Origin of the sequence: Streptomonospora alba (assembly GCF_000826685.1) — a bacterium.
GTDB classification, from domain to species: domain Bacteria; phylum Actinomycetota; class Actinomycetes; order Streptosporangiales; family Streptosporangiaceae; genus Streptomonospora; species Streptomonospora alba.
Genome location: NZ_JROO01000027.1, coordinates 134,735 through 159,429 on the forward strand (window position 1 = coordinate 134,735; position 24,695 = coordinate 159,429).

The following is a 24,695-nucleotide window of genomic DNA, read 5'->3' on the forward strand; positions in this document are numbered from 1 at the left end:
CCTGCCGTGCAATTGCATCGAGGCTCGGGGACTCAGCGGCATCGGTTCCGGGAGCGTACAGTCGGTGCGGCCGACCGAAAAGGGCCGTGGAATGCCGGAAACGTCACCCTCCGAGGTCGGCGACAGCTGCCACGGTGCCTCCGCCCGAGGGGCCCTGGTGGACCGCCGCGACCGAGACGAACACCGCCGGATCGCCGGTCACTCCGGCCGCGACGCCGCCGACGGTGGCCTTGATCTGCCGGTGCCAGTGCACGTCGGAGTCGTCGAGCATGATGTTGCGCCGCCCACGCACCCGCCCCGATGGGTCGGCCTCGCACTTGATGAAGACGTTGACCAACCGGTCGTCCAGATCGTCGGGGTGGGGGCGCTCGGGCAGGTCCACGCCTGCCGAGCGCACGGCCGACCAGATCCCGTCGGCGTCCAGAGCGTCGGCCATGACCCCGTGCCCGGCGCGGAACCTGCCGCCCACGCCGCGCGCGTTGCCCACCACCACGATCTGGGCCCGGTCCAGCTCCACACCGGAGGAGCAGGAGGCCACCGAGGAGTACAGGCTGAGGTCGGAGTGGATCTGCTCGGCCGCGGGCTCCTCGATCTCGCCCAGCGCGGTGCCGATCCCCAAGGCGGTGGTGGAGTTGGAGATGTCCATCGACTTGAGCGTGTCCTCGGTGACCACGCTGTGGCCGCGCGACTTGGCGTCGTTGATGGTCCCCAGCACCAGCAGCGGAGTCTTGGTCTGCACGTAGTGCACGTCGGCGGGGTCGGTGATCCCGGCCTCCCGCATCGCCGTGCGCACACCCGCGGCGACCTTGCGCACCATGGCCGGACGCCCGATGTCCTCGGGCAGGATCTCCTCGCTCATGGCGATGCCCACAGCCAGCCGCGGCTCGTCGGTGGGCGTGTAGCGCCCCTCGGGCGCGCGGGCGAAGACCGTGGCGTGCGGCGAGAGGACGCCGTCGGTGCCGCCCGACCACACCAGCGGGACCTGCTTCACGGCCTCCTCGCTGCGGCTCCCCTTGTCCGTCAGCACCTCACGGAAGGCCCGGTCGGCAAGGATCCGGGTGTAGTCGTTGACACCGCCGTTGCCCTCGGTCTTGCCGATCACGGCCAGCACGTCGTCGGCGCGCACGGTGCCGTCGTCGATCAGCCGGGCCAGCCCGGACGCGTCCGTCACACTCTCGATCGCCACCTTGTGCACCTCGACGGGTGTGGGCATCTGGGTCCACCTCTTTCGTTGCGGAGTTCTCGGCTGCTGCTCGGGTCCGGGTTTCAGGGTTCGACGACGGTACCCGCCTGCCCGGCCAATCCTGCGGCGACACCGTCGAGTCCGGTGATGACGGCGCGCTGGCCGCCCGATTCCACGAACCGCACGGCGGCCTCGACCTTGGGGCCCATGCTTCCCTCGGCGAACTGCCCGCCGAGGAGGTGGGCGCGCAGGTCGCCGGCGCGGATGCGCCCGATGGGACGGGCGTGGGACGTGCCGTAGTCGACGACCGCGTTGGGCACGTCGGTGGCGATCAGCAGGGCGTCGGCCCCCAGGGCGCACGCCATGAGGGCGGCGGTGCGGTCCTTGTCCAGTACGGCCTGCACGCCGTGCAGTCCGCCGGAGGCGTCGCGCGTCACGGGCACTCCGCCGCCGCCCGCGGCCACCGGCACCACGCCGGCGTCGAGCAGCGCGCGCACGGCGGGCGCATCGAGGATCTCGCACGGCTGGGGGGACGCCACCACGCGGCGCCAGCCGCGCTCTCCGAAGTCCACCCAGTCCTGTCCGAGGGCGGCCAAGCGCCGGGCCTCGTCTCGGGGTACATAGCGGCCGACCGGCTTGGCCGGCCTGTCGAAGGCCGGGTCGGCGGCGTCGACGAGCGTGCGTGTGACCACGGCGCTGACGGCGCGCTGCCGCCCGCGGCGGGCCAGCGCCGACTCCAGCGCGTTGGCGATGGTGAAGCCGATGGTGGCCTGGGTCTGCGCGCCGCACCAGTCGAGGGTGACCGGGGGGACCGTGTCGGCGGCCAGCTCGTTTTTGACCAGCAGGTTGCCGACCTGAGGACCGTTGCCGTGGGTGAGCACGACCTCGGTGCCGGCGGCGACCAGGTCGGCGACGTGCTCCATCGCCGATGTGAGCGCGCTGCGCTGGTCGTCGGGGCGGGCGCTGCCGTCGGGGGCGGTCATGGCGTTGCCGCCCAGGGCGATCACAACACGCGAAATCACAGGCGATCGACCTCCGCGCTGTCCGCGCCGCCGGACAGGACGGGGTATCCGGGGCCGCGGTCGAAGAAGGGCGCGTCGTCGGGCCGGACGCGGCGCAGTTCGGCGCGCAGGCGCTCCACCTCGACCGCGTCGGTCCACGGATCGTCGCGGGGTCCCTCGACGGGCACGCCGTAGTCGGCGCGGGCGGCCTCGCGGGAGACCTTTCCGCACCGCACATCGGCGACCACCGCGGCGGGGTCGCGTTCCAGCGGGTCGCCCCATCCGCCGCCGCCGGTGGTGCGGATGCGGATGATCTCGCCCGCGCGCACCGGTTCGGCCTCGACCAGCCCGCCCGACTCGCGCTCATGGGGTCCGCCGGGGTCGATGGTCACCTGGAACGGCGCTCCGGCGCGGCCGCCCTTGACGCCCCAGCAGGAGAGGATGGAGCGGTCGGCGATGGACATGAACGACGCGTCGCGCAGCATCCGGATGTGCTTTTCGTAGCCCAGCCCGCCGCGGAACCTCCCTGCGCCGCCGGAGTCGGCAGCCAGGCCCAGCCTCTCGACGATGAAGGGGAACCGCGACTCGGTGAACTCGGTGGGCAGGTTGCGGGAGTCGGGCACCACGTGGATGGTGTCCTCGCCGTCGGCGTAGTGCCGCCCGCCGGAGCCGCCGCCCAGCACCTCGCGCATGAGGTAGGGCTCGCCGTCGGTGCCGGTGCCGAAGACGCCGGTGTAGCGGATGGTCTCCTGGTCGGCGGGCATGTAGCCGTCCACGGCCTTGGCCAGAGCGCCGGCGAGCACGCCCAGCAGGCGCAGGATGACGAAGGTGCGCGCGTTGGTGGGCGCCGGGAAGACGGGCGTGAGCAGAGTGCCCTTCTCCGGAAAGCGCATCTCGATGAGCGGCACCACGCCCTCGTTGACGTCGAGTTCGGCCATGCGCTCCGGGGTGTCGGCGAGGTTGCGCAGGATCGGCGCCAGCCACTTCTTGAGGAAGTTGCCGTCGGCGTAGTCGCCGCAGTGGTTGATGGGCCCTCGGGCCTGCGGCGAGGTGCCGGTGAAGTCGATGACCAGCCGGTCGGGCTCCTTGGTCAGCGTGATGCGCTGGCGGTGCAGCCGCGGCTCGTCGACGCCGTCGTGCTCGGCGTAGTCCTCCCACATGTAGGTGCCGTCGGGGATCTTGGCCAGGATCTCACGCCGGTAGGTCTCGGTGGTGGCCTCCAGCACGGCGTCGAAACTGCGCTCGACGGCGGCGCGGCCGTAGCGGTCGAACAGGTCGGCGAGCCGGCGAGCCCCCATCAGGCAGGCGGAGCATTCGGCGTCGAGGTCGGCCGCCAGCGAGTCGGGCATGCGGGAGTTGCGCACCATGATGCGCAGCGCGGCGCGGTTGGGCACACCCTGGTCCCACAGCTTGATCGGCGGGACCATGAGGCCCTCCTCGAACACCGAGGTCGCCTTGGGCGGCATGGATCCGGGGCAGGCGCCGCCGATGTCGTCGTGGTGGCCGAAGGCCTGCACGAACGCCACCACCTCGGGGCCCGAACCGTCGTCGTGGAATACCGGCACCGTCACGCACAGGTCGGGCAGGTGGCCGATGCCGCCCTCGGACTCGTACACGTCGTTGTGGAAGAACACGTCGCCGGGGCGCATGGTCTCAAGCGGGAAGTCGCGGGCGACGGGATGGACCAGGGCCGAGTAGGAGCGGCCGGTGAGCTTGCGCAGCCGCCGGTCGTGGATGCCTGCGCGGAAGTCGTGGGCGTCGCGGATCATGGGCGATCGGGAGGTGCGCGCGATCGCGGTCTCGACCTCCTTCTCCACCGACGCGAGGGTGCCTTCGACGATCTCGACCAGCACCGGGTCGGCCGGGGGCCGGTCGGCGGCCGTGGCAGCGGGGCCGTCGTTCAACGCTGCGCCTCCTCGACTGCGGGCGGGGTATCGGCGGTGACGGCGAGACCGCCGTCGGGGTGCACGCGGGCGGTGAACCCGGGGTGCAGAGGCAGGGTCGAGGCGTACTCCTCGATCACCGCGGGGCCCGAGACGGTCTGGCCGGGTGCGAGCAGGTCGCGCCGGTAGACCGGGGTGTCGGGGCAGACGGCGCCGTCGAAGCGGACGTCGCGCGCCCCGGTGCGCGCCCTCTCGGGGCCGCCCTCGCCGCCGGCGGTGAGGGGCCGCGGTTCGGGCCGGCGGATGCGGCCGATGCCGGTGACGCGCAGGTTGACCCACTCCACCTGCTGATTGGGATCGTCACGCAGGTCGTAGCCGTAGAGGTCGCGGTGTGCGGTGTGGAACTCCGCGGCGACCTCGTCGGCGGCAGCGGCGTCCAGCGGACCGGGCGGGACCGGCACCCGCACCTCGTAGGCCTGGCCGAAGTAGCGCAGGTCGGCGCTGCGCTCCAGGCGCATCCCGCCGACGCCGTCCTGACCGACCTCGTCGTCGAACCCCTCGTCTCGCAGGGACGCGGCCGCCTCGGCCGCGAGTTCGCCGAAGACGGACTCGGCCGCGCTCGCGTCCAGGTCTGCGTGGCGGGCGACGCGGGTGCGCACGTAGTCGTTGCGCACGTCCACGCTCAGCAGCCCGAACGCCGAGACGTTGGCGGGGTCGGGCGGCACGAACGCGCCCGCGGGGCCGAGGATGTCCAGCAGCGGGCACAGCAGCAGCGAGCCCGAGCCGCCGAAGGCCACCAGGTGGAAGTCGCGCACGTCCAGCCCGCGCTGGACGGTGACCTGGCGCAGGGCGTTGGCCTGGTTCCACGCCGAGATCCGCAGGATGCCCTCGGCGGTCTCGGCCGTGTCCATGCCCAGCTTGTGTCCCAGCCCGGCCAGGGCCTCCTGCGCGGCGGCGGCGTCCAGAGGCATCTCGCCCCCGAGCAAGTGCGGCGGGATGCGACCGAGGGCGGCGTGGGCGTCGGTGACGGTGGGTTCGGCGCCGCCCTTGCCGTAGCAGACCGGGCCGGGGTCGGCGCCGGCCGAGGCGGGGCCGACCTTGAGGGCGCCCTCCGGGGAGATGCGCGCGATGGATCCGCCGCCGGCGCCGACCGTGACGACGTCGATCATCGGGATCTTGGACGGGTGGCGGCCGACGCTGCCCTCGGTGGTCAGCCCGGGCTCGCCGTCGAGCACGACCGACACGTCGGTGGAGGTGCCGCCGCCGTCGAGGGTGAGGACGCGGTCGTAGCCGGCGCGCCCGGCCAGCAGGGCGGCGCCCAGCGCCCCGGCGGCCGGGCCCGACATCACCGTGCTGATGGGCTGGTTGACGACCTCCTCGGCGGAGAGCACACCGCCGTTGGACTTCATCACCAGAAACGGCGGGCGCCCGCCGCCGGCGCCGAGCCCGGCCTGCTCCAGGCGCGCGGCGATGCCGCCGATGTAGCGGGCGACTCCGGGTTTGACGGCGGCGTCGACGAGGGTGGTCATGGAGCGCTCGTACTCGCGGTACTCGCGCAGCACCTCCGAGCTGATGGAGACGGTCGCCCCGGGGTGTTCGGCACGCAGGATCTCGCGCAGCCGGCGCTCGTGTGCGGGGTCGGCGTAGGAGTGCAGCAGGCACACGCCGATGGTGTCGATGCCGCGGTCGCGGAACCAGCGGGCGGCCTCAGCGGCCTGGTCCTCGTCCAGGGGCCGGATCTCGGCGCCGGTGTGGTCGAGTCTGCCGCCGACGGTGCGCACCAGGTCGGCGGGCACGATCCGCTCGGGCTTCACCCAGAAGTAGGAGTTGCCGTAGCCGTCGGGCACTGCTTGGCGGGCGATCTCCAAGATGAACTCGTAGCCCTCGGTGGTGATGAATCCGAGCGGGCCCGTCTCGCCTTCCAGCAGCAGGTTGGTGGCCACGGTGGTGCCGTGGCACAGGGCGCTGACCTCGGTCTGGGCGCCCAGCAGGTCGAGGGCCTTGGCGGCGCCGTCCATGAATCCGGCGGAGGGGTCGGCGGGTGTCGACGGGGTCTTGGTCGCCAGCAGCGCTCCGGTGGCCTCGTCGAGTGCCACGACGTCGGTGAAGGTGCCGCCGGTGTCGATGCCGATGCGGACTCTGCGCTGCCCTGCCATTCACCCGCCCCTGCGTGTCCGTCGAATCGTCCGCGGCCGCCGCGAGCGCGGGGCCGCACTAGGGATTCAACTGGTCGCAGCGGCGTGGTTAATCGGCAAGATCTGACAACACCTGAGCGGTTTCTTTGGTCGCGGCACGAGCACGGCGGCAGGCGGCCCCGCTCGTGGATTCGGAGTCCTCTCGACGGCTTCACCGGCCGGAACGGATCGGGGCCGCGCCCCTGCCGCGTAAGCGGCGGTCGGGACGCGGCCCCTGGAAGCTTCGCCGTACTCTCAGGCCATCTGGCCGCTTCCGGAGAGCTTGCCGCGGAAGCGGCCGGCCGCCGTCTCCAGCGCCGAGGAGAACGGGTGGTCGTGAACCATGTAGGTCCAGGTCATGGTGGGACGCTTGACGCCGACCTCGGCGACGTCGATCGTGCCGTCCTCGCCGACCTCGACCTCGGCGAAGGTCTCGGCGGCGCGGGCGCGGGCCTCGTCCAGGAAGCCCTTGAACGCCGGGACGGCGTCGGCGTTGAACTCGTCCAGCGGGTCGCGCCGGCCCAGGAAGCGCAGGTGGATGCCCTCGCGCAGCTCGGCCAGGTACGCGTTGTGGTTGGTCCAGCCGCGGTCGAGGTGGTAGAGGGTGATCAGCCGCGCGGCCCGCGCGGTCTCCTCCTCGCCGGCGGACTCGAGGAGTTCGGCGTGGTGGGCCGGGCAGTCGACCCGCAGCTGGCGGTCGCCCAGATCCTCGGAGAGCACCGCCTCACGGTGCTCCAGCACCACGCTGCGCTGCACGTCGATCAGCTTGTTGTAGCGCCAGGTGTTGCGGTGGACCTCCAGCAGCCTGCCCTCGGAGACACGCTGGGCGTGGTCGACCATCCGCAGCCAGCTGTCGTCGGTGATGGCACCGTCGCCCTGGGCCTCGTAGCCGCGGGTCTCGGGGGCGTTGTTGGCGACCAGGTCGTCCTCGACCGAGACGAAGTAGACCGAGGCACCGGGGTCGCCCTGGCGGCCCGCGCGCCCGCGCAACTGGTCGTCGAGCCGGCTGCTGGGATAGCGGCCGTAGCCCATCACGTAGAGGCCGCCCTTCTCGACCACCCGGTCGCGGTCGGCCATGTCGCTGCCGCCCAACCGGATGTCGGTGCCGCGACCGGCCATCTGGGTGGAGACGGTGACGGCGCCGTGGGTGCCGGCCTCGGCGATCACGGCGGCCTCGTCGGCGTCGTTCTTGGCGTTGAGGACGACGCACTCCAGGCCTTCGTCGGCCAGGCGCTTGGCCAGCGCTTCGGACTCGGCCACGTCTTGGGTGCCGATCAGGACGGGCCGCCCGGTGGCGTGCACCTCGGCGATCTCCTCGACGAGGGCGTCCTCCTTCTCCTCAAGGGTGGCGTAGAGCCGGGTGCCCTCGTCCTCGCGGATGCAGGGCTTGTTCGGCGGGACGACCGCGACCTCGAGTTCGTAGAACTCGCGCAGCTGCTCGGCCACGGCCATCGCCGTGCCGGTCATGCCGCAGCGCGTGGGATAGCGCAGCACCAGCGCCTGCACGGTGATGGAGTCGAGGACCTCCCCGGTGTCGGAGACGGCCACCTTCTCCTTGGCCTCGACGGCGGCCTGCAGGCCGTCGGGCCAGCGCTGCAGCATCGCGATGCGGCCGCGCGACTCGTTGATCAGGCGGACCTCGCCGTCGCGGACGACGTAGTGCACGTCGCGCTGGAGCAGGGCGTGGGCGTGCAGGGCGAGGTTGACGCGAGGCAGCACCGAGGTGTCGTCCTCGTCGTAGAGGTCGACACCGCCGAGCTCCTTCTCGACCTTGTCGATGCCGGTGTCGGTGAGCTGGACGTTGCGGCCCTCGGGGTCGATCTCGTAGTCGACGATGGGGGTGAGGTGCCGCACCAGCTCGGCCATCTCGGCGTCGGGGTCGGCGGTCTCGGCGGCGCCGGCCAGCACCAGCGGGACACGGGCCTCGTCGACCAGGACGGAGTCGGCCTCGTCGATCAGCGCGATGTTCGGTTCGGGCACCACGCGCTGGTCGAGGTCGGTGGCCATGCGGTCGCGCAGCACGTCGAAGCCCAGCTCGCTGACCGCGGCGTAGGTGACGTCGGCGGAGTAGGCCGCGCGGCGCTGGTCGCGGGTGGAGTCCTCGGCGATCCAGGAGACGGCCACGCCCAGCATGTCGTAGAGGGGGGACATCCACTCGGCGTCGCGGCGCGCCAGGTAGTCGTTGACGCTGAGCACGTGCACGCGCTGCCCGCGCAGCGCGAACCCGGCCGCGGCCAGCGCACCGGAGAGGGTCTTGCCCTCGCCGGTGGCCATCTCGGCGATGTGGCCGTCCAGCAGCGCCATGACGCCGAGGAGCTGAGAATCGTAGGGCCGTTCGTCGAGGGTGCGGCGGGCCGCCTCGCGGCCGACCGCGCACAACTCGACGAGGTCCTGGCGGTCGTAGGGCAGATCCGCGTTGCCCAGCTCCGTCGCCTTCTCACTCAGCTCGGCGTCGCTGAGCTCGCGGAGGTCGGGCTCGCGGGCCTCGATCGGTTCCAGAAGCTTTGTATAGGGGCGCAGATCCACCGCGCCGGGCTTACCCAGCAGACGGCGGACGCTATCAGCCATTCGTCCGAACACCACGCAAGGGTAACGCTGTCACGCCCCTCACAGTTCCATCCGGCCGACCGAGATTGCGGAGATCGGGCCGGAAGGCTCCCGCGAGCCCGCGGCACGCGGGCCGGCGGGCTCAGCGCACGAGCTGGCCGTGCGGGCCGTTCTGGCCGCTGCGCTGGGCGGCCTCCATGGCGATCGCATGGCGCACGAGAGCGGCCAGGGTGTCGGCGACCGACTGCCGCTCCCGGGCGTCGCAGCGCACGATCGGCACGTCGGCGCTGAGGTCGAGGGCGTCGCGCAGCTCCTCGGTCGAGTGGCCGGGGTCGTTCTCGAAGGAGTTCAGAGCGACCAGGAAGGGCAGGCGGTACTGCTTCTCGAAGTAGTCCAGCGCCTGGAAGGAGTCCTCCAGACGTCTGGTGTCGACGAGGACGATCGCGCCCAGGGCGCCGCGTACCAGGTCGTCCCACATGAACCAGAACCGCTGCTGGCCCGGGGTCCCGAACAGGTAGAGGGTCAGGTCGGTCTCCAGCGAGATGCGGCCGAAATCCATGGCCACCGTCGTACTCGTCTTGTCGGGCGTGTGGGAGAGGTCGTCGATGCCCGCGCTGGCGGCGCTCACGGCGGCCTCGGTACGGACCGGCGGAATCTCCGAGACGGCACCGATGAAGGTCGTCTTCCCCACGCCGAATCCGCCGGCGACGATGATCTTCGTTGAGAGTTTCGGTGTTTCGCTCACGTGGATCTCGGCTCCCTCACGACGCTGGGCCAAATCAGGGGGTTCGTAGCGGACCCTGTCAGACGATGCGAAAAACGCCTGCGGCTACGGAGATGCGGGTCGGCGGTGGCTTTCGCACACCTCGGAGCGAACCTAGCACCGCCCGGCGGCGCCAGGTGACCGGTTGACTACCGAAGCAGATTACGAGAGAGCGACAACGTGGAGAAATACGTCCTGAATCGCCGGTTCCCGGGGCTTCTCCATGATCCGGGCTGTGCGCACACGCGTGCGCCACCCCGGATGGAGCCGCGAGCCCGGGCGGGCCGACGCGGCCGGAGTGGCGCACACGATGCCCGCGGCACGCCCGGCGCCGCGGGGGATTCAGCCCCTTCGCCCGCGTCCCGCCCAGGCGCCGACGACCACGCCCGCGAGTGCCGCGGCGGCGCCGAAGAGCGCGCCGCGCATGAACACCGCGGAGCCGTCGCCGCCCGCTGCCGCGGGCGCCGGTGCGGCGGGGGCGTGCGGGCGCGGCGGCCCGGGAGCGACGGTCGAGGCCTGCGGTTCGGCCGGAGCCGTGGGGCCCTCGGCCTGCTCGGGCACGGCCCCGCTCAGCTCCGCTCTTGTGGACACCTCCTCGTCCAGGCGGCCCAGGAACTCCCCGGCCATCTTGCGTGCGACGCCGCTGAGCATGCGCTGGCCGACCCCGCCGACCATTCCGCCTACCACCGCCTCGGCATCGTAGGACAACTCGGTGCGGCCGTCGCCGAGGTCCTTCAGGCGCACGCCGATCTCGGCGTTGACCGTGCCGGGCGCGCCCGCCCCCTGAGCGTGCATGGTCAGGGACTCGGCGGGCCGCAGGTCGCCCAACCGCACGTCACCCTGGAAGCTGCCCTTGATCGAGCCGACACCGGCGGTGACGGTGCCGCGGTACTCGTTGGGTCCGGTCCGCTCCAGGTGCTCGCAGCCGGGGATCGCCCGCCCCAGCGCCTGGGGGTCGAGCATGCGGTCCCAGACCCGCTGCGCGGGTGCCTGGAGTGTGGCGCTGCCGGTGATCTTCAACGGGGCTCCCTCGCGGACGGGACTGGCGGTTCGGACGGATCCGGCCCCTCGGGCGGGGCGGCGCCGGCGGGCGGGGGCGACGAAGGGGCAGGGGCGTCCGCGGCGGCTCCGCTCGGGGCGGATGCCGGCGACGGGCGCGCAGGGACCGAGGGGACACCTCCGGCCGCGTGGCGCCGCCGCAGTTCGAACAGCTCCGAGGGCGAGATGGGCATCCGGTCCACGCGGAAGCCCTCGGCATCCTCCACCGCAGCCGCCAGCGCGGCCGAAGCCGGGATGACGCCCGCCTCGCCGGCCCCCTTGACCCCCAGCGGATTGAGCGGGCTGGGCGTCTGCATGTGCGCGATCTCCACGGACGGGATCTCGCTGGCGTAGGGCATCAGGAAGTCCATCAGCGAGGCGTTGAGGAGCTGGCCGTCGGAGTCGTAGGCCATGCGCTCGTACAGCGCCCCCGCCACGCCCTGGGCGACGCCGCCCTGCACCTGGCCCTCGACGATGCGCGGGTTGATCAGGTTGCCGCAGTCGTGGACGACGCAGTAGCGCAGGATGCGGATCTCGGCGGTGTCGGGGTCGGTCTCGACGATCGCCGCATGGGCGCCGTTGGCGAAGGTGCAGCGCAGCGGCGAGTGGTAGTCGGTGCCCTCCAGGCCGGGCGCCTCGCCCTCGGCCACGGGCGGCCGGTCGTAGTCGGCGGAGCCGCTGAACTGCGTGGCGGCGGCCGAGGCGCTGTCGAAGGCGTAGCGCAGCGGGTTGGACAGCACCGCGACGGTGCTCAGGTCGATGGAGTGGACCGGGCTGCCCGTGACCTGGATGCGCCCGTCGGCGAACTCCAGGTCGCCGGCGTCGGCCTCCAGCGCGTCGGCGGCGATGCGCAGCGCCTTGTCCTTGAGGCGGCGTGCCGCCAGCGCCACGGCGCTGCCGCTGGTGACGGCGCCGCGCGAGGCGAACGTGCCCACCGAGTAGCCCATGCGCCGGGTGTCGCCGGTGGTGACCTCCACGTCCGACAGCGGCACGTCGAGCTCGTCGGCGACGATCTGGGCGAGCACCGTGCCGTGCCCCTGGCCCTGGCTGGTCAGCCCGGTGGCCACGCGCACCTTGCCGCTGGTCTCGACCTGCACGTGGCCCCCCTCGTAGGGGCCGGGACCGGTGCCCTCGACATAGCAGGCCACGCCGATGCCCACGCGGCGCCCTTCGCGATGCGCTCGATCGCGGTACTCGGCGAAGCCGGGCCAGTCCACCAGCTCGGCGATCATCTCCAGCATCCGCGGATAGTCGCCGGAGTCGTAGATCAGCGGGCGGCCGTCCTGGAACAGCAGCCCCTGGTCGTAGGGCATCTCGTCGGGCCGGATGACGTTGGCCGCGCGCACCTGCAGGCGGTCCAGTCCCAGGTGGTCGGCGATCGCGTCCATGGTGCGCTCCATCGCGAAGACGCCCTGGGGCCGGCCTGCGCCGCGGTAGGGGGTGACGATCACCGTGCTGGTGTAGAGGCTGCGGAACTCCACGCGGTAGGCGCCCGGCTTGTAGGGGCCCAGCAGCTGGGTGGAGGTCACGATGGGCACGATGACGCCGTAGGGCAGGTAGGCGCCGTTGTCGTGCAGGAGATCGACGTCCAGGCCCAGCATCCGCCCGCTGTCGTCGAAGCCCACCCGCACCCGTTGGCGCTGTGCGCGCTCGTGCGCGGCGGCGACGAAGTGCTCGCGGCGGTCCTCGGTCCATTTCACCTCGCGGCCCAGGCGGCGGGCCGCCCAGGGCACCATGACCTCCTCGGGCCAGGGGTGCACGATCTTCACGCCGAACCCGCCGCCGACGTCGGGCACCACCACCTCGACCTGGCCCAGCGCCAGTTCCAGCTTGGCGGCCACGGCGGCGCGCACCCCGGTGGCGGTCTGGGTGGAGGAGTAGACGCGGAGCCGGCCGTCGTCGCTGCCGGTCGAGCTGGAGGCGGGTTCCCAGCGGGCGTAGACCCCGCGGCCCTCCAGCGGGGTGCCGGCCGAGCGCTCGACGTCCAGATCCAGCTCCAGGCTGTTGGGAGCGGCGTCGACGGCGGCGCGGGCGTCGCCCACCTCCTGGACCAGGTGGGCGGCGACGTTGTCGGCCATGCCCTCGTGCACGGTGCGCTCGGCGGCGACGGCGGCGTCGATGCCGACCACGGCTTCGCCGACCTCGTAGTCGACGCGGATGCGGGCCGCGGCGTCCTCGGCGGCGTAGCGGTCCTCGGCGATCACCATGGCCACGGCCTCGCCCACGTGGTGGACGTACTCGCGGGCCAGGGCGTAGGGGGTGCGGCTGTCGAGGATGGAGGGGTGGGGGATCAGCAGAGGCAGCGGCTCGGCCATGGGGCCGGACAGGTCCTCGTAGGTGTAGACGGCGATCAGGCCCTCGACGCCGACGGCGTCGGCGGCGTCGATGTCGCGGATGCGGGCACGGGCGTGCGGGCTGCGGACGAAGGCGGCGGCGCAGGCGGCGGCGCCCAGGTCGTCGAGGAAGGCGCCGCGTCCGGCGACCAGCCGCGCGTCCTCGCTGCGCTGGACGGGCGCTCCGAACATGCGGGTGCTCACGGGCGGCCTCCCTCCGTTCGGGGCGCCGCGGCGGTGGCGTCGCCCGCGGCGCCGTCGTGTTCGGCGGACGGGCGCGCGTGGGGCACGCCGGCGCCGCCGTCCTGCTCGCGGGTGATCTCCGCGGTGCGCAGCACGGCGTTGACTATGTTCTGGTAGCCGGTGCAGCGGCAGAGGTTGCCGGTGACGGCCTCTCGGGCGTCCTCCTCGTCCGGAGCGGGGTTGTCGCGCACGTAGGCGGCGACCAGAGTGAGGAAGCCCGGTGTGCAGAAGCCGCACTGAAGCGCGTGGCACTCGCCGAACGCCTGTTGCGCCGGATGGGGCGTGCCGTCGGGCGCGGCCAGGCCTTCGACGGTGGTGATGTCGTCGTGCTGGGCGGCACTGACGGCCAGCATCAGGCAGGAGCGCACCGGCCGGCCGTCGACGAGGACGGTGCAGGCGCCGCAGACCCCGTGCTCGCAGCCGACGTGGGTGCCCGTGAGCCCCAGGTCGTGGCGCAGGCAGTCCGACAGCAGGCGGCGGGCGGGCACGCGGGCGGTATGCGGAATCCCGTTGACGCGCAACCGGATGTCGTGCTGTTCCTCGGTCATCGGTCGGCTCCGGTGTAGGCGGCGGAGGCGGACGCGGCGGCGGACGCCTGGGCGAGTGCGCGCCCGGTGAGCACCCGCGCCAGGTGGCGGCGATAGTCGGCGCCGGCGTGGATGTCGTCGTCGGGGTCGGTGCGCTCGGCGGCGACGGCGGCGGCCTCGTCGATCTCGTCGGTCTGGGCGCCGCCTCCGGCGAGCTGCGGAGTCAGGTCGACGACGAGGGGCACGGGGGCGACGGAGATCAGGCAGCACCGGGCCCGGGTGACGCGCCCGTCGGCGCCGAGGGTGACCGCCGCGGCGGCGCCGCACAGGGCGTAGTCGCCGTGGCGGCGGCTGATCTCGACGAAGGCGGTCCCGGTGCCGGGCTCGGGGCGCGGGAACCGGGCGGCCGTCGCGATCTCTCCCGTGGCCAGCGCCGTCTCCATGGGTCCGGTGATGAACTCGGCCGCGGGCACCGTGCGGGTGCCCGCCGGACCGCGCACCTCGACGGCGCCGTCCAGCAGCGCGAGCACGGCGGGCATCTCGGCGGCCGGGTCGGCGTGGACGATGCTGCCGACGGTGGTGCCCCGGTTGCGGATGACCGGGTGGGCCACCAACCGCAGACCTTGGCCCAGCAGCGGAACGGCCTCGGCCGCGGCGGTGTCGGCCTCCAGTTGCGCGTGGCGCACCAGGGCACCCACGCGCACGCCGTCGGCGTCGACCTCGACACCGCCGAGCCCGGCGACCCGGTTGAGGTCGACCAGGACGCTGGGCGCGGCCAACCGCATGTTCAGCAGTGGGATCAGGCTCTGCCCGCCGGCCAGGGCCTTGCCTTCGGCGCCCGCCTCGGCCAGCAGGCCGACGGCCTCGTCCGGATCGGTGGGCGCATGGTAGGCGAACGGCGGTGGCTTCACGGAGCTCCTTTCGCTGCGTGCTCGCGCAGGGCGGACCGCGGCGGGCGGCCTCGGACCGGTTCAGGTGCCGGCGGCGCCCCCTTGACGGTCTTCCTTCCCGGTATCGGCGCCGCCACCGGCCTCGGTTTCGCTGTACTCGCCGGTCACGGTGTCGGCACCGCTGCCGAGCACGATCCCGGCGCCGGCGTCCGACTCGCCCGTCCCGGCTCCGTCGCCGTCGGGCGCCGGCGTCGGCCGCATGCTGGGCGGCGCCAGGCGATACAGCAGGTGGTATCCCACGAGGATGATGATCGTTCCCAGGGCGATGCCCTCCAGCGAGAAGCCCTCGGTGATGGTCAGGCTGACACCGCCGATGCCGGCGATCAGGCCGGCCGCGAGGGGCACGAGCACGATCGGGTTGCCGAAGTCGACGCGGTTCTCCACCCAGATCTTGGCGCCGAGCAGGCCGATCATGCCGTAGAGCACGACGGTGATGCCGCCGAGGACGCCGGCGGGGGTGGCGGCGACGAGTTCGCCGAACTTGGGGCACAGCCCGAAGAGGATCGCCACGATCGCGGCCACGTAGTAGGCGGCGGTGGAGTAGACGCGGGTGGCGGCCATGACGCCGATGTTCTCGGCGTAGGTGGTGGTGGGCGAGCCGCCGACCGAACTGGCGACGGAGGTGGCCAGTCCGTCGGCGAAGATGGCGCGGCCCATGTAGGGGTCGAGGTCGTCGCCGGTCATCTCCTGCACGGCCTTGACGTGGCCGGCGTTCTCGGCGATGAGCGCGATGACGGCGGGCAGCGCGACGAGCACGGCCGAGCCCTCGAAGGCGGGGGCGTGGAAGTCGGGCAGACCGATCCATGCGGCGTCGCCCACGGCGCTGAGATCGACCCGCGGTGCGGCGCCGCCGCCCTCGCTCTCGGGCAGCGGCGCGGCGCCGAGGACGAGGTCGAACACCCACGACAGCACGAAGCCGAAGACCAGGCCCAGCAGGATGGTGATACGGCCGAGGAAGCCGCGCAGCAGCACTGTGGCCAGGACGACGAAGGCCATGGTGAGCAGGCCGGTCCACTGGTCGAAGGGCCAGTAGTTGTCGGCCACCACGGGGGCGAGGTTGAAGCCGATGAGCATCACGACCGCGCCGGTGACCGCGGGCGGGAAGGCGGCCATCACGGCCTTGGGGCCGAGCAGGTGGATGGCGATGCCGGAGAGGGCAAGCGCCAGACCGGCGACCAGGATGGCGCCGGTGAGCAGGGCCGGGTTGCCCCCTTCGGGCGAGATGGCGACCGACGCGGCCACGAAGGAGGCGCTGGTGCCCAGGTAGCTGGGCACCCTGCCTTGCACGATGAGCAGGAACATGATGGTGGCGACGCCCGACATCATGATCGCCAGGTTGGGGTCCAGGCCCATGATGATCGGGAAGACGAACGTCGCACCGAACATGGCGACGACGTGCTGGGCGCCGAGACCCGTGGTGCGCCCCCAGGAGAGGCGCTCCTGGGGCCGGACCACCTCTCCGGGAGGCGGCGCGCTGCCGTCTCCGTAGAGCTTCCACCGCAAGCCGAGGTTCACTGGGGCCTCCAGGCGTGACGTGTCCGTAGCGACCGGGCGCAGGGCGCGCCCACGCGGGGCACGCACTCGGTTCGGCGGGTCACCGGTACGTGATCCACTTCACTTCCGGGCAACCTTAGGAGCCGTGCGCGACGGCGGCATGGGCGATATCTGCCAAAGGACCGGCACCCGGTTGGCGAACTCCGACCCCCGATCGCATGTGCCCCCACAGTTGGGCACAGCCGCATGACGGCCGTATCGCCGCCCGGTTGCGCAGCGGTAACCGATGCCCGCGCGCGGTTCCCGTCTCCGCTGGAGGGCGGCCCCGCACGGTTCAGCCCCTCGGCCGGATACTTTGTGCGGCCTCTTGAGTGCAGGCCGTGTCGGGCATAGGATACGGGTTCGCGTGAAGTGGACCCCATGGGTCGAGGCCGCATGACTCGCCCACTGTCGAACCGCTTCGAGGACTCATGTCTGCGCAATCCCTCCGTGTACCGCGCCCCTCGTTCCCGTCCACCGCTCTGCGGCGCGCCCTGGTCATCGGCGCCGTGGTCCCGCTCGCCCTGACCACCGTCTTCACCGGCAACGCCTTCGCCCACGGCTCGACCGTCGACCCCGCCTCGCGCAACTACGGCTGCTGGGAGCGCTGGGGCGACGACTTCCAGAACCCCGACATGGCCGCCGAGGACCCCATGTGCTGGCAGGCCTGGCAGGCCGACAGCACGGCGATGTGGAACTGGAACGGCCTCTACCGCGAGAACGTCGGCGGCGACCACCGGACCGCCATCCCCGACGGCCAGCTGTGCAGCGCCGGGCGCACCGGCGGCGACCGCTACGCCGCGCTGGACGAGCCCGGCCCCTGGCACGCCGCGCCGGTGGACAACGACTTCACCGCCACCGTGCACGACCAGGCCCGCCACGGTGCCGACTACATCCGCATGTACGTCACCGAGCAGGGCTTCGACCCCGCCACCCAGCGACTGGCCTGGGACGACCTGGAACTGGTCGCCGACACCGGCACCATCCCGCCCGGCGAGGGCCGCTCCTCCGACGGGGAGTCCCTCAACGGCGTCTCCATCGACATCGACATCAGCGCCCCCGGCCGCTCCGGCCACCACATCGTCTACATGATCTGGCAGGCCAGCCACTACGACCAGGTGTTCTACGCCTGCAGCGACGTCACGTTCCCCGAGGGCTGACGCACGCCCCGGCCCCGCCCGCCGCACCGGCGGGCGGGGCGCCACGGGCGCGCGGGGGCGACCGGCGCGTCGGAGCGCACCCCGCTGCCCGCCCGATCGGTGGTGCGGCTGCGCCCGGGACTCAGCCGCGGAGGTCGTGCATGCGTACCGCTCTGAGGGCGACGAGGAGGTTCAGGCGCAGGTGGGGGTCGGTGGAGAAGGGGCCCAGCATGCGTTCGAGCTTGCCGATGCGGTAGCGCAGCGTGTTGTAGTGGAAGTGCAGCAGCCGCGCCGTCTCGGCGACGTTGAGGTTGTTGTCCAGGAGCGTCTCCAACGTGGTGCGGAGATCGTCCTTCTCGGGCGAGCCGGTCTCGGCGAGCTCGCCCAGCGTCTCGGCGATGAAGGAGCGCAGCTCCGCGGTGTCGGGGATCTGGCTGAGCAGCCGGTAGACGCCCAGGTCGTCGAACTCGGCCACCGAACCCGGCCCGTTCATGCGCCGGCCGACGCGTGCGGCCTGGCGGGCCTGCTCGTACGCGCGCGGCAGCTCACCCGGGGCCGCGGCCACCCGGCTGATTCCGGTGGTGAACGGGCGCCGCCCGCCTCCCCCGTCGCCGGCGACCTGGGCGATCACCGATCGCACCCGCGGTCCGACGCCGCCCCCGCCGCCGTCGGCGCCCAGCAGCACCACGACCTCCTGGCTGTAGCCCACGACGACGGCTCCCGGGTCGCGTTCGCGCACCACCATGCTCCAGGCGCCGGCGAAGCGCTCGTGGGCGGGGCGCAGCTCGCCGGCCGCCGGCACCGGCGCGCCGGCCTCACCGTCGAGTTCGGCCACCACGGCCACCAGCGGGCGGTCGATGTCCCACCCCAGACTGGCGCAGTGGCGGATCACGTGCTCGTCGCCGCCCGCGTTTCCGGCGAGCAGATCGCGCAGGAAGTCGCCCTGGTACTTGCCCTCCACCGCCGACACCGCCAGGTCCCGGGTGATGACCAGGGCGGCGGTCGCCGCGGCGCGCTCCAGCAGGTGCACGTCGGCGGCCTCGGCGCTGCGGCCGCGGGTGATCAGCACGACGCGGCCGTGGTCGAGGCTCCCGGCGAGGACGGGCACCTGCACCACGCGGGGGTCCTCGTCGTCCAGCGCGCGGGCGCCGTGCTTGAAGTGCTCCACCTGGAACCGGCCCCCGGAGGGGTCGAAGAAGCGCGGGTCGGCCAGCACCTCCTCGTCCATGCCCGATCGGGCCAGCACGCGGCCGTCGGGCGTGGTGACCATGACGCTGCCGTCCAGCAGCTCGGGCAGCTTCTCCGCGATCGCCGCCAGCCCTCCCCCGGCCAGGATGACGTCGACCAGGACGCGGTGCACCTCCTCCGCGCGCGCAAGCGTGGCGGCCTGGCGGTTGATGATGTCGGTGAGCAGCTGGTTGAGCACGTCGTCGAAGGCCACCGCGCCGCTCAGCCGCAGCAGCGGCAGCCCGAGGGAGTCGGCGGTGCGCAGCACTTCGTCGGGCAGGGTGTCGACGTAGCGGCCGAGCTTGATGGCGACCGCGGCCAGCCCCCGCTCGTCGAGGTCGCGCACCAGCCCGGCCAGATCGCCTGCGCTCTGCAGCGGATAGCCCGTCGTCAGGAGCAGCTCGTGGGGCTTGACCCAGGGCAGTATGTCGGGGACCTCCATGACGTTGAGCCGCTGGATCACCCGGTCCAATCCGGTCGCACCGGCCAGCACCTCGGTGCCCGCCAGGCTCGACAGGCTCAGTGCGTCGGCCACCGAAAGACCACGCGCCAACGTGCTCGCCGAATGCACGTGGTCGGCGCTCGGCAGATCCTGTCCAGCTCGGGACCCATCGTTGGCAACGTTTTCCATGGGTCGACGATAGCCCTCGCCCGTAGCGTCGCTTGCGGGTCCACCCGGACACACGGTGGCGCGAAGGGAGGGGTGCCATGGCAGCCGGTACGCCGTGCGCCGCGGGATCCGCCTCCGCCACGGCCGGGATCCCGCCCGCACGCGCCCGTGCCGCAGGGCGCTCCTGGCCTGCGGCGGCCTCTTCCGCGGTTTATGACATTGTGAGCGGCCCATTTCGGCCGTCGCGAATACTGGGCGGTTCGCGTCTGGCGGTCTACCTTGAAGTCGAGGGCCCGCACGAGGCGACGGTGATCGCTCTCCTGGCACGAGACGCCGTCCGGTTGCCCAACGGGCTGGTCCTCGTCGGCACGCAGAGCGTGGGGCCGTTCGCCGACGTCGCCTCGGCGACGTCGGTCCGCATCGGTCGATGCTCCGCGGTGTTCGACGGCCCCACCGGCCCGTGTACCGTCCGCGCGGGCCGGTGGTGGCGTCCTCCGACACCGCGCGCCCCCCGCCCCGAGCACCTCGCCGCGGCGACGGCCGAACTGGACCGGGCCCTGCGCGGCGTCTCCGGCGGCCTGCCCGCCGACGCCGCCGCCCTCGACGGGGACCTCTCCCGCGCGGGCGCCGCCGAGGAAGCCTGCGCGCGGCTCGTCGGGCGCGGCCCCGGCCTCACCCCCAGCGGCGACGACCTGCTCTGCGGCTACCTGCTGGCCGCCCGCCACCTCGGCGCACCGCAGGCGGCCGAGGCCGTGGCAGCCGCCGCGGCGCAGGCCGCGACGGCCACCACCGCTCTGTCGGCCGACCTGTTGCGCCACGCGGCCGCCGGGCGCGCCTGCCCGCAGGCCGTGCACGTGCTCGACGCGCTCTCCGGCCGCGCCCCGTTGCCGCCCGCCCTGGAGGAGCTGCGCGGCATCGGACACACCTCCGGCACCGATCTGGCCCTGGGACTGCTGGCCGGCGCCCGCGCAGCGCTGGGAAGCAGCGGGGCCCACACCACAGGGAGCGCTCTATGACCACGGAACCGGCGACCGCGATGCGGGTGGAGGTGCGCAAGGGCGCCTACCGCGACTCGGTGGCGCTGATGCGCGTCACGCGCGAGGTGGCGGCCGTACCCGGGGTCGAGGCGGCGCTGGTGGCCATGGCCACCGACCTCAACCTGGGCATCCTCGCCGACATGGGCGGCGTCGCGCCCGAGGGCACCGGGCCCGACGACCTGCTGATCGCGGCGCGGGCGGCCGACGACGCGGCACTGGCGAGCGCGCTGGCCACCGCCGAGACCGAGCTGGCGGCGATGTCGGCGGGCGGAGACGGGGCCGCGCCCGCCGACGTGCCGCCGCGCACGCTGCGCACCGCCGCCCGGCAGGCGCAGGCGCAGGGGACCCCGGCCACGCTCGCGCTGGTGTCGGTGCCCGGACGCTACGCCGCAGCCGAGGCCTTCGACGCGCTGGAGGCCGGGCTGGACGTGCTCGTCTTCAGCGACAACGTGCCCGTCGAGCAGGAAGTGGCGCTCAAACGCACCGCCGAGGAGCTGGACCGGCTGGTCATGGGCCCTGACTGCGGCACCGCCATGGTGGGCGGCGCCGGGCTGGGCTTCGCCAACGCCGTGCGACCGGGCCCGGTGGGCGTCGTCGCGGCCTCGGGCACCGGAGCGCAGCAGGTGATGTGCCTGCTGGATGCGGCCGGGGTGGGCACCAGCCACTGCCTGGGCGTGGGGGGACGCGACCTGTCGGCAGCGGTCGGCGGCGCCTCCACGCGCCGGGCGCTGCGGATGCTCGACGAGGACCCGGGCACCGAGCGCATCGTGCTCGTGTCCAAACCGCCGGCGCCGCAGGTGGCCGAGGAGGTGCGCCGGCTGGCCGAAGGGCTCCGGACCCCTGTGCACACGGTGCTGGCGGGCACCGAGGGCTCCGACATCACCGCGGCCGTGGCCGACGTCGTCGCCGCCGCGGGCGGCAGTGTGCCGCGGTGGCCGTCCTGGCTGCCCGTCCAGACGCCGCCCGGGCGCACCGGAGCCCTGCGCGGACTCTTCTGCGGCGGCACGCTGGCCCAAGAGGCCGCCGCCGTGGCCTCCGGCACGCTCGGCCCCGTCGCCTTCGGCGGCGATCCCGCCGGTCCCGAGGCTGGCGGGCACCTGGTGATCGACTTCGGCGACGACGCGTTCACCCTCGACCGGCCGCACCCCATGATCGACCCGGCCGCGCGCACCGAGCGCTTCGCCGCCGAGCTCGCCGACCCCGCCGTCGCGGCGGTACTGGCCGACGTCGTGCTGGGCCACGGCGCCCACCCCGACCCGGCGGCCGGCCTGGTCGAGGCGCTGGCCAAGGCCGACCCGCGGCGACCGCACGCGGTGGTCTCGCTGTGCGGCGCGGCCGGTGACAGCCAAGGACGCGACGAGCAGGCCGAACGGCTGCGCCGGGCGGGCGCCGAGGTCTACGGCTCCAACTCCGCGGCGGCCCGCCGCGCGGCCGCCCTGGCCGCCGGCGCGGAGCCCGCCTGATGGCGCCGGGAGCCGTTCCCACCACCGTGGCACGCAGCCGAAAGGCAGGATGAGATGAGCACGTCCCGACTCCTCACCGACGATCCCGTGGTGGCGGCCTCCGGCGCCCGGCTGCTGTCGGAGGCGCTGGCTGCGCAGGCCGTCCCGGTCTCCGACGCGGAGTTCCACCCGCCCATGGCCGCGCCCGACGGCACGGACACCGCCGCGGAGCTGGTGCGCGTGCTGGCCGACCCGCGCCGAGCCGCCGCCAACGCCGAGGCCGCGCGCCGCATGCTGGCGGTGCGGCCGCAGCTGGTGGACGTGCGTCCGGCCGACGAGGCGCTGGGCCTGCGTCCCGGCTCCTTCCTGCACGCCGGCCCGCCGGTGGACTGGGGGAGCGCCTCGGGCCCGCTGCGCGGTGCGCTGATGGGCGCGATGGTCTTCGAGGGGCTCGCCGACACCCCCGAGCAGGCCGAGGCCGAGCTGCGGCGCGGCGGCGCGGACCTGGAGCCCTGCCACCACCGCGGCGCCGTGGGCCCCATGGCAGGCGTGGTCAGCCCGTCGATGTGGGTGTTCGAGCTGTCCGACGCCGACACCGGCCGCCGCTCGTGGTGCTCGCTCAACGAAGGGCTGGGGGCGGTCCTGCGCTACGGCGCCTACGGCCCCGAGGTCATGGATCGCCTGCGCTGGATGTCGCGGGTGCTGGGACCGCTGCTGCGCGACGCGGTGCGTTCCCACGGCCCTCTCGACATCGGCGCGATCCTGGCGCAGATGCTGCAGATGGGGGACGAAGGCCACAACCGCAACCGCTCGGGCACGCTGATGCTGCTGCGCTCGCTGCTGCCCGACCTGCTCTCCGGCGACGCGCCCGCCTCCGACGTCGCGGCCGCGGCCGACTTCATCGGCGGCAACGACCACTTCTTCCTGAACCTGGCCATGCCCGCCGCCAAGCTGATGGCCGACGCCGCCCGCGGCGTTCCCGGCTCCAGCGCGGTGGTGGCGATGGCGCGCAACGGTACGGAGTTCGGCATCCAGGTCTCCGGCTGCGGCGACCGGTGGTTCACCGCGCCCGCGGAGATGCCCGACGGCCTGTTCCTGGGCTCCTTCGGGCCCGAGGACGCCAACCCCGACATCGGCGACTCCACCATCACCGAGACCTGCGGACTGGGCGGCTTCTCCATGGCCACCGCCCCGGCGATCGTGCGCTTCGTCGGCGGCGACGCCGGGTTCGCGCTGCGCACCACGCGCCGCATGTACGAGATCACCCTGGCCGAGAACCCGGCGTTCCAGCTTCCCGTCCTGGACTTCCGCGGCGCCCCCACGGGCATCGACGTGACCCGGGTCGTGCGCACCGGCATCCTGCCGCAGATCAACACCGGCATGGCCGGGCGGGAGCCCGGCACCGGCCAGGTCGGCGCGGGCTTGGTCACCCCGCCCGCCGAGTGCTTCACCGCGGCGCTGTCGGCGCTCGCCGCCGAGGCCCCCGGCCTGCCGGCGGCCGGGTAGGCCGGTCCCGCGGCCGTGCGCAGCGGTCGCGGGCGCGCGGGATTCCGCCTACGGCGCGGGGAGGGCCTACCATTGGGCTGTTTCCAGTACCGGCCTCAAGGAGCCACCCGAACCCATGTCCGACCAGCGCATCCTCCGTCCGACACCCATCAGCGGCTTCCCCGAGTGGTCGCCGGAGATCCGGTCCGTGGAGCAGGCCTGGCTGGACCATATCCGCACCGGGTTCGAGCGCTACGGCTTCGCCTCGATCGAGACCCCCTCGGTGGAGAGCCTCGACGTGCTGATGGCCAAGGGCGAGACCTCCCAGGAGGTCTACACGCTGCACCGGCTGCACGAGGGCGCCGAGGGCGACTCCTCCGACGCCCGCCTGGGGCTGCACTTCGATTTGACGGTGCCCTTCGCGCGCTACGCCGCCCAGCACTTCAACGAGCTGACGTTCCCGTTCAAGCGCTACCAGATGCAGCGCGTGTGGCGCGGTGAGCGCCCGCAGGAGGGCCGCTTCCGCGAGTTCACCCAGTGCGACATCGACGTGATCAACGCCGACCAGGTGCCGCTGCACTTCGACGCCGAGCTGCCGCGCATCGTCCACGAGGTGCTCAGCGGGCTGGACCTGCCCGCCTGGACGATCAGTGTGAACAACCGCAAGGTCCTGCAGGGCTACTACGAGGGCTTGGGCATCACCGACCCGATCGCCGTGATCCGCGCCGTGGACAAGCTGCACAAGATCGGCGCCGACGGCGTGCGCGCGATCCTGGTGGAGGACGCGGGCCTGAGCCGGGAGCAGGCGGCGGCGTGCCTGGAGCTGGCCGCGGTCAAGGGCGCCGACGCCTCGGTGGTGACCGAGGTCAAGCGCTTGGGCGTGCAGTCGCGACTGCTGGATGAGGGCCTCGAAGAACTCGGCTTCGTGCTGGACTCGCTGGCCGACCTGCCGACGGGCAGTGTGGTGGCCGACCTGTCGATCGCCCGCGGGCTGGACTACTACACCGGCACCGTCTACGAGGCGGCGTTCGACGACGACCCCGGTTACGGGAGCATCTGCGCGGGCGGCCGCTACGAGGATCTGGCCGGGGAGTTCATCCGGCGCCGGCTGCCGGGCGTGGGCATCTCCATCGGGCTGACCCGCATCTTCGCCAAGCTCGTGGCCGAGGGCCGCATCACGCCGGGCCGCTCCTGCCCCACGGAGGTGCTGGTGGCGGTGCCCTCGGCCGAGCGCCGCGGCGAGGCGCTGCGCACCGGCGCGCAGCTGCGGGAGCGCGGTATCAACACCGAGGTGTTCCACCAGGCCGCCAAGATCGGCAAGCAGATCCAGTACGCCTCGCGCAAGGGTATCGGCCACGTCTGGTTCCCGCCGTTCGAGGACGGCAAGGACCACGAGGTCAAGAACCTGGACAGCGGAGAGCAGACCACCGCCGACCCGGCGTCCTGGCGCCCCTGATCCGACACCCGGCCGGGGCGGCCCACGTCGCCTCCGGCCGGGCTGCGCGCGTTCTACCACGCTCGTGTACGCACCTGGCGGCCGTTCACCCCGCGTGCCGGAACCGGCCATTCGCAAGACATCG

The 24,695-nt window shown here is 73.2% G+C and carries 17 protein-coding genes; 5 read left to right on the forward strand and 12 right to left on the reverse strand.

Going from position 1 to position 24,695, the window contains the following annotated elements:
* Positions 1–103: 103 nt before the first annotated feature.
* The 11 genes from LP52_RS14175 to LP52_RS14225 form a co-directional block, all read right to left on the reverse strand.
* Positions 104–1,213: a barbiturase gene (locus LP52_RS14175; protein WP_040273955.1), complete on the reverse strand. Its 1,110-nt coding sequence runs from the start codon at positions 1,211–1,213 to the stop codon at positions 104–106.
* 53 nt (positions 1,214–1,266) lie between these two features.
* The gene (locus tag LP52_RS14180) at positions 1,267–2,205 is read right to left on the reverse strand and encodes a carbamate kinase (RefSeq protein WP_238580922.1); all 939 of its coding nucleotides are present in this window, start codon (positions 2,203–2,205) and stop codon (positions 1,267–1,269) included.
* Complete coding sequence (locus LP52_RS14185) at positions 2,202–4,088, reverse strand: hydantoinase B/oxoprolinase family protein (RefSeq protein ID WP_052809832.1); 1,887 nt, start codon at positions 4,086–4,088, stop codon at positions 2,202–2,204. The genes LP52_RS14180 and LP52_RS14185 overlap by 4 nt, the downstream gene beginning before the upstream one ends.
* Positions 4,085–6,223, reverse strand: coding sequence for a hydantoinase/oxoprolinase family protein (locus LP52_RS14190; protein WP_040273957.1), 2,139 nt, complete (start codon positions 6,221–6,223; stop codon positions 4,085–4,087). The genes LP52_RS14185 and LP52_RS14190 overlap by 4 nt, the downstream gene beginning before the upstream one ends.
* Positions 6,224–6,496: 273 nt before the next feature.
* Positions 6,497–8,809 carry an accessory Sec system translocase SecA2 gene (gene secA2, locus LP52_RS14195; RefSeq protein WP_040274073.1) on the reverse strand — a complete coding sequence of 771 codons (2,313 nt, stop codon included), beginning with the start codon at positions 8,807–8,809 and terminating at the stop codon, positions 6,497–6,499.
* A 121-nt stretch (positions 8,810–8,930) separates the two neighbouring features.
* Complete coding sequence (locus LP52_RS14200; protein ID WP_040273958.1) at positions 8,931–9,533, reverse strand: GTP-binding protein; 603 nt, start codon at positions 9,531–9,533, stop codon at positions 8,931–8,933.
* Positions 9,534–9,893: 360 nt separating this feature from the next.
* Positions 9,894–10,571, reverse strand: coding sequence for an SRPBCC family protein (locus LP52_RS14205; RefSeq protein WP_040273960.1), 678 nt, complete (start codon positions 10,569–10,571; stop codon positions 9,894–9,896).
* Positions 10,568–13,126: an aerobic carbon-monoxide dehydrogenase large subunit gene (gene cutA / locus LP52_RS14210; protein ID WP_084723187.1), complete on the reverse strand. Its 2,559-nt coding sequence runs from the start codon at positions 13,124–13,126 to the stop codon at positions 10,568–10,570. The genes LP52_RS14205 and cutA overlap by 4 nt, the downstream gene beginning before the upstream one ends.
* A complete protein-coding gene (locus LP52_RS14215; protein WP_084723188.1) occupies positions 13,123–13,713 on the reverse strand; it encodes a (2Fe-2S)-binding protein in 591 nt (196 codons plus the stop codon). The genes cutA and LP52_RS14215 overlap by 4 nt, the downstream gene beginning before the upstream one ends.
* Complete coding sequence (locus tag LP52_RS14220; RefSeq protein ID WP_040273962.1) at positions 13,710–14,603, reverse strand: FAD binding domain-containing protein; 894 nt, start codon at positions 14,601–14,603, stop codon at positions 13,710–13,712. The genes LP52_RS14215 and LP52_RS14220 overlap by 4 nt, the downstream gene beginning before the upstream one ends.
* 60 nt (positions 14,604–14,663) lie before the next feature.
* Positions 14,664–16,157 (reverse strand): uracil-xanthine permease family protein, encoded by a 1,494-nt coding sequence (locus tag LP52_RS14225; RefSeq protein ID WP_040273964.1) that lies wholly within the window; start codon positions 16,155–16,157, stop codon positions 14,664–14,666.
* Positions 16,158–16,606: 449 nt separating this feature from the next.
* On the opposite strand from LP52_RS14225, the gene LP52_RS14230 reads away from it, so the two are divergent.
* Positions 16,607–17,335, forward strand: a complete 729-nt coding sequence (locus tag LP52_RS14230; protein ID WP_052809833.1) for a lytic polysaccharide monooxygenase auxiliary activity family 9 protein — start codon at positions 16,607–16,609, stop codon at positions 17,333–17,335.
* A gap of 121 nt (positions 17,336–17,456) precedes the next feature.
* Here the strand turns inward: LP52_RS14230 and LP52_RS14235 are convergent, their stop codons facing one another.
* Positions 17,457–19,076, reverse strand: coding sequence for a PucR family transcriptional regulator (locus LP52_RS14235; protein ID WP_052809834.1), 1,620 nt, complete (start codon positions 19,074–19,076; stop codon positions 17,457–17,459).
* A gap of 296 nt (positions 19,077–19,372) precedes the next feature.
* On the opposite strand from LP52_RS14235, the gene LP52_RS14240 reads away from it, so the two are divergent.
* From LP52_RS14240 to hisS, 4 genes are all read left to right on the forward strand, one after another.
* A complete protein-coding gene (locus LP52_RS14240; protein ID WP_157036330.1) occupies positions 19,373–20,167 on the forward strand; it encodes an oxamate carbamoyltransferase subunit AllH family protein in 795 nt (264 codons plus the stop codon).
* Positions 20,164–21,651: an FdrA family protein gene (locus LP52_RS14245; protein WP_040273967.1), complete on the forward strand. Its 1,488-nt coding sequence runs from the start codon at positions 20,164–20,166 to the stop codon at positions 21,649–21,651. The genes LP52_RS14240 and LP52_RS14245 overlap by 4 nt, the downstream gene beginning before the upstream one ends.
* Positions 21,652–21,705: 54 nt before the next feature.
* Entirely contained in the window at positions 21,706–23,136 is a 1,431-nt protein-coding gene (locus LP52_RS14250) for a YlbE family protein (RefSeq protein WP_040273968.1), read from the forward strand.
* Positions 23,137–23,251: 115 nt separating this feature from the next.
* A complete protein-coding gene (hisS, locus tag LP52_RS14255; protein ID WP_040273970.1) occupies positions 23,252–24,571 on the forward strand; it encodes a histidine--tRNA ligase in 1,320 nt (439 codons plus the stop codon).
* The last annotated feature ends 124 nt before the right edge of the window (positions 24,572–24,695 follow it).